The sequence below is a fragment of the Pseudomonas amygdali genome, assembly GCF_002699855.1.
GTDB classification, from domain to species: Bacteria; Pseudomonadota; Gammaproteobacteria; order Pseudomonadales; family Pseudomonadaceae; genus Aquipseudomonas; species Aquipseudomonas amygdali.
Genome location: NZ_LKBW01000123.1, coordinates 1 through 4,711, shown reverse-complemented (window position 1 = coordinate 4,711; position 4,711 = coordinate 1). Strand labels below are relative to the sequence as shown.

Below are 4,711 nucleotides of genomic sequence, written 5' to 3'. Positions count from 1 at the left end.
TTGAACTGGGTGAAATCGAAGCGCGGCTGCAAGCGCACCCGACCGTGCGCGAAGTGATCGTGCTGGCCGTGGACGGGCAATTGGCCGCGTATCTAGTCCCAGCCGAGCCTGATCAGGATCAGCAAAGCCTGCGCGAAACCCTGAAGACCGAGCTCCGTGCGCATCTGCCGGATTACATGGTGCCGACGCATTTTATCGTCCTCGACGAGATGCCGCTGACCGCCAACGGCAAGCTGGACCGCAAGGCGCTGCCCGCGCCGGATGCCAGCCAGTTGCAGGCGACCTACATCGCCCCGCAAGGCGATCTGGAACAACAACTGGCGGCGATCTGGGCTGATGTGCTGAAAGTTGAGCAGGTCGGGCGTAGCGACAACTTTTTTGAACTGGGCGGGCATTCGTTGCTCGCCACTCAGGTGATCTCGCGCATCCGTCAGCAACTGGACGTCGAACTGTCGTTGCGCGACCTGTTCGAAGCGCGTGATCTGGCAGCCTTCGCCCAGGCGGCGGGCAACGGGCAGGGCAATGCTGCGCCACGCTTTATCAAGGCCGACCGCAGCCAGCCGCTGGGCTTGTCTTACGCGCAGCAGCGCCAGTGGTTTCTCTGGCAGCTTGATCCAGAAAGCACTGCTTACACCATTCCTGCGGCCCTGCGTCTGAGCGGCTCGCTGGACATTGCCGCGCTGGAGCACAGTTTCAGCGCATTGATTGCCCGCCACGAAACCCTGCGCACTACCTTCCGCCAGCAGGGCGAACAGGCTGTGCAGATCATCCATGCGCCGCTTGCCTTGACCCTGATGGTTGAGTCCGTGCCTGCCGGTCAAACCCTTGAAGCCTGCGTGCAGCAGGAAATGCAGCGCCCGTTCGATCTGGAAAAGGGCCCGCTGCTGCGCGTTCGCTTGCTGAACCTTGCTGCTGACGAACATGTGCTGATTCTGACCCAGCACCACATCGTTTCCGATGGCTGGTCGATGCCGATCATGGTCGATGAACTGGTGCGCCTGTACGAAGGCTACAGCCAGGGCCGTGAGGTGGTGTTGACCGCGCTGGACATGCAATACGCCGACTACGCGCTGTGGCAGCGCAACTGGATGGACGCCGGAGAACAGGCGCGGCAGCTGGATTACTGGAAGCAGCAACTGGGCGAACAGCAGCCGATTCTGGAATTGCCCGCCGATCATCCGCGCCCTGTCGTGCAAAGCCACGCCGGTGCGCGGCTGGCGGTCGAGCTGGCGCCAGCGTTGATCGACGACTTGAAACAGGTCGCGCGGCAACAGGGCGTCACACTGTTCATGCTGTTGCTGGCATCGTTCCAGACCTTGCTGCATCGCCACAGCGGCCAGCCGGACATTCGTGTCGGCGTGCCGATTGCCAACCGCACCCGCGCGGAAACCGAAGGCCTGATCGGTTTCTTCGTCAACACCCAGGTGCTGTGCGCCGAATTCGACCTGCACACCACGTTCAGCGAGCTGCTGCAGCAGGTCAAACATGCGGCCCTGCAAGCTCAAGCGCATCAGGAACTGCCGTTCGAACAGCTGGTCGAGGCCTTGCAACCTCAACGCAGCCTCAGCCACAGCCCGCTGTTCCAGGTGATGTTCAACCACCAGAGCCAGGCCAGCGCCGAGGTGCGCGCACTGCCCGGTTTGCAGGTCGAAGCGCTGACGTCCGAGAGCTATCCGGCGCAGTTCGACCTGACCCTCAACACCGCCGAACACGATGGCGGTTTGAGCGCGGGCCTGACCTATGCCACCGCGCTGTTCGAGCGCAGCACCATCGAGCGCATGGCCGGGCACTGGCTCGCGCTGTTGCAGGCCATTTGCGCCAATGCGGGTCAGCGCATCGCTGAAGTGCCAATGCTTGACGCTGCCGAACAGCAGCAGATTGTTCGCGACTGGAACGCCACAGCTGCCGATTTCCCTGGCGAGCACTGTCTACACAGCCTGATCGAGGCGCAGGTGCTGGCCACGCCAGACGCTCCGGCGCTGATTTTTGCGGCTGAACAACTGAGCTATGCGCAACTTAACGCCCGCGCCAACCAGCTTGCCCACCGCTTGCGTGAAGCGGGTGTCGGTCCGGACGTGCTGGTGGGGATTTGTGTCGAGCGCAGCGTGGATATAGTCATTGGTCTGCTGGCGATCATCAAGGCCGGTGGCGCTTACGTGCCGTTGGACCCGGATTACCCCGAGGACCGTCTGGCTTACATGATGCAGGACAGCGGTGTCGGTTTGCTGTTGACCCAGAGTGCGCTGCTACAGCGCCTGCCGGTTCAAGTACAGAGCCTTTGTCTGGATCAGGAGGGCGATTGGCTGGCCGGTTACAGCACTGCCAACCCGGAAAACCTCAGCCATCCGCTGAATCTTGCGTATGTGATTTACACCTCCGGCTCAACCGGCAAGCCCAAGGGCGCGGGCAACAGCCATCGCGCCCTGGTCAACCGTTTGCACTGGATGCAGAAGGCTTACGCGCTGGATGGCAGCGATACGATATTGCAGAAAACCCCGTTCAGCTTCGACGTGTCGGTGTGGGAATTCTTCTGGCCGCTGCTGACCGGCGCACGTTTGGCCGTGGCGTTGCCGGGCGATCATCGCGATCCGGAGCGGCTGGTGCAGACCATCCGCGAACATCAGGTCACGACGCTGCACTTTGTCCCGTCGATGCTCCAGGCGTTTCTCACCCATCCTCAGGTGGAAAACTGTAACAGCCTGCGTCGTGTGGTGTGCAGCGGCGAAGCACTGCCTGCCGAACTGGCCGGTCAGGTGCTCAAGCGTCTGCCGCAGACGGGTTTGTTCAACCTGTATGGCCCGACCGAAGCGGCTATCGACGTGACGCATTGGACTTGCACCCCGGACGACGTGCTCAGCGTGCCGATTGGTCGACCTATCGATAACCTGAAAACCCATATCCTCGACGACGGATTGCTGCCTGCCGCGCAGGGCGTTGCGGCAGAGCTGTACATCGGCGGTATCGGTCTGGCGCGGGGTTATCACAACCGCGCGGCGCTGACGGCTGAACGCTTTGTGCCGGACCCGTTCGACGAGCAGGGCGGGCGTCTTTACCGCACCGGGGATCTGGCGCGTTATCGCGATGAAGGCGTTATCGAATACGCCGGTCGTATCGACCATCAGGTGAAGATTCGCGGCCTGCGTATCGAACTGGGCGAGATCGAAGCCAGCCTGCTGGAACACGAAAACGTTCAGGAAGCTGTAGTTGTCGACGTTGACGGCTCATCCGGCAAGCAGCTGGCAGCCTATCTGGTGGCTGAGCACAGTGGCGATCACCTGCGGGATGCACTCAAGGCGTATCTCAAGGAAACACTGCCCGATTACATGGTGCCGACCCACTTCGTCTGGCTGGCAAGCATGCCGCTGAGCGCCAACGGCAAGCTGGATCGCAAAGCCCTGCCGGCACCGGACGCCAGCCAGTTGCAGCGCCAGTACGTCGCGCCGTCGACTGAGCAGGAGCAGCAAATGGCTGCGATTTGGGCCGACGTGCTGAAAGTCGAGCGCGTCGGGTTGAGCGACGATTTCTTCGAACTGGTCGGCCATTCGCTGCTGGCCACACAACTGATTTCCAGAATTCACACGGGCCTGGGGATCGACATCCCGCTGCGCCTGATTTTCGAGAAACCGCAATTGAACGAATTTATTCAGGCTTTCGCCAGCAGCGGTTTGTCGCTGACCGAGGACGGCTTGTCCGATATTGAAAAAATGATGAATGAAATGGCGGGTATCTGACATGGACAAGTCAGCAGCAGAGCGTATCGCCCAGCGTTTCGTTGGTTTGCCCGTCGAACAGCGCCGCCAGATTCTGAACAAGATGCACGAGACCGGGCAGAGCTTCAAACTGCTGCCCATCGCTGTAACCCGGCATGATGTAGCGCGTATCCCGCTGTCCTACGCCCAGCAGCGCATGCTGTTTCTCTGGCAGATGGAACCGGGCAACGCCGCGTACAACGTGCCTATGGCAGTGCGTCTGAATGGCCCGCTGGACCGGCAGGCATTGAGCGCAGCGCTGGACAGGCTGGTGCAGCGCCACGAAACCCTGCGCACCCGATTTGTTTCCGAGGACGGCGCGTTCTATCAGGAGATTCTTCAGCAGGCGACAGTCGCTCTTGAGTTTGCCTCGGTTGCGCCAGCCGACATCGAAAACCAGGTGCGCGCCGAGCTGCAAAAGCCCTTCGATTTGCTCAGCGGTACATTACTGCGGGTCAGGCTGTTTCAGCTGAGCGAAGCCGAACACGTCCTGACCGTGTGCATGCATCACATCGTCTCCGATGGGTGGTCCGGCGAAGTGCTGATTCGTGAGTTTGTGCAGTTGTATCAGGCACAGCTCTCCGGGCAGACAGCGCAATTGCCTGCGTTGGCGGTTCAATACGCCGACTACGCGATCTGGCAGCGCGCATGGCTGGAAGCCGGGGAGGGCGAGCGGCAGTTGAACTACTGGAAGCAGCAGTTGGGCACTGAGCATCCGCTATTGAGCCTGCCGCTGGATCATCAGCGTCCGCTGCAACCGAGCCAGCGTGGCGCGACGGTGCGCGTCGATGTGCCGGAACAATTGTCCGCGCAACTGAAAAGCCTGGCGCGTAACAGTGGCCAGACCTTGTTCATGCTGACTCTGGCGGCACTGTCGGTGGTGCTGTCGCGTTTCAGTGGTCAGGTGTCAACGCCAACTAAAAAGTGACCCCCTTCCGTGCTAAATCGCCAACTTAGTTTTG

1 protein-coding gene and 1 pseudogene are annotated in these 4,711 nt (G+C 61.1%); both read left to right on the top strand.

The genetic code is table 11. The features are described from left to right. The coding region (locus AO277_RS10890) for a non-ribosomal peptide synthetase (RefSeq protein ID WP_143492750.1) at positions 1-3,731 on the top strand (3,731 nt) is incomplete at its 5' end. Between the two features lies 1 nt (position 3,732). Continuing rightward, a pseudogene (locus tag AO277_RS10885) lies at positions 3,733-4,653 on the top strand (condensation domain-containing protein); the annotation flags it as partial. Between the last annotated feature and the right edge of the window lie 58 nt (positions 4,654-4,711).